The 1,221-nt window shown below is 67.3% G+C and carries 3 protein-coding genes and 1 rRNA gene; 2 read left to right on the top strand and 2 right to left on the bottom strand.

The features are described 5' to 3' along the window. The coding region (locus tag JCM19049_RS14635; protein WP_279403298.1) for a trehalose-phosphatase at positions 1–455 on the top strand (455 nt) is incomplete at its 5' end. Next, the gene (locus JCM19049_RS14630) at positions 422–619 is read left to right on the top strand and encodes a hypothetical protein (protein ID WP_054821934.1); all 198 of its coding nucleotides are present in this window, start codon (positions 422–424) and stop codon (positions 617–619) included. The genes JCM19049_RS14635 and JCM19049_RS14630, both read left to right, overlap by 34 nt. 149 nt (positions 620–768) lie before the next feature. On the opposite strand, the gene rrf is transcribed toward JCM19049_RS14630, so the two are convergent. Both rrf and JCM19049_RS14620 read right to left on the bottom strand, forming a co-directional pair. Further along, positions 769–885 (bottom strand): 5S ribosomal RNA (gene rrf / locus JCM19049_RS14625). A 155-nt stretch (positions 886–1,040) separates the two neighbouring features. Then, positions 1,041–1,221, bottom strand: a 181-nt coding sequence (locus tag JCM19049_RS14620) for a SelB C-terminal domain-containing protein (RefSeq protein ID WP_279403297.1), incomplete at its 5' end; no start/stop codon positions are given.

Here is a 1,221-nt window from a genome sequence, read left to right as displayed (position 1 = left end):
TGGCCGGGCTGCCCGGGGTGATCACCGCCCTGATTTCCGGCCGTGACCTGCGCTCCCTGGAGGCCGTCTACCCGGCGCCGCGGCCCCAGGTGCTCATCGGCTCGCACGGTGCCGAGCGGGTTCTGCCTGAATTCCTGAACACCGACGCCCAGCACATTGACCTGGATGCCCAGCAGGAGCAGCTGCTGCAGGACACCACCCAGATCCTGGGCGAGATCTCCGATGCCTTCGACGGCACTTCGCTGGAGTACAAGCCGGCCTCCACGGTGCTGCACATCCGCCAGGCCGACCCGGTCACCGGGCAGGCCGCTCTGGATGAGGCGTACCGCCAGCTGCAGGCCGTTTCCGGGCTGCGGTTGTTGGCCGGCAAGGCGGTGCTGGAGGCCAGCGTGCTGAAGACGACCAAGGGCCAGGCCCTGCAGTGGCTGCGCACCGTCACCGGCGCCAGTCGCTGATCTTCGTGGGCGACGACGTCACCGACGAAGACGGCTTCAACGCCCTGGGTGAGGGGGACCTGGGAATCAAGGTCGGGGCCGGTCAAACGGCGGCGCATTTCCGGATCGACGCTCCGGCGGATCTTCCCGAACTGCTGGAATACCTGGTCGAGCTGCGCAGCTAGCCGGCGCGAAGATCCAGCTCCCACGGGTGGTGGTGCACCGGGTGCACCCCCACCCTGGGCTTTTAAAGGCGCTCTTGCGCTGCAGACTGCCGGGAGGTTAAACAGGCGAGGCCCCACCAGCTGGTGGGGCCTCTAGCCGTTCAAACATTGTCCGGCGGTGTCCTACTCTCCCACACCCTCCCGAGTGCAGTACCATCGGCGCAGTGGGTCTTAGCTTCCGGGTTCGGTATGGGACCGGGCGTTTCCCCCACGCTATGACCGCCGTAACTCTAGCCCTCGCGGTTTCCCGCGGGAAGTTTCGGTGTTCATCGCGACAACCAGATAAACATATCAAAGAGGGTCTGGCCCTGTCCATTTCACCGCCCGCCCGGGGCACGTGAACTGCGCTACACCCGCAGCGGGTCTCGCATCCGGTCCCTGGCTAGGCGAGGGTACGGTGCCCGGAATCCAGCCGGCGCGTCCACCCACGTCCATCCAGGTATTCCAGCAGCGGGATGGCCACCCGCCGGGTGGTGTCCAAAGCCTGCCTGGCCTGGCTGGTGGTGAAGGGCTGGGGCAGGGTCGCGAGCGTGCGCATGGCCTGGGCCGGGGCCAGCGGCAGC

Source organism: Arthrobacter sp. JCM 19049 (genome assembly GCF_001310435.1).
This window is presented reverse-complemented; position numbering and strand designations above follow the sequence as displayed.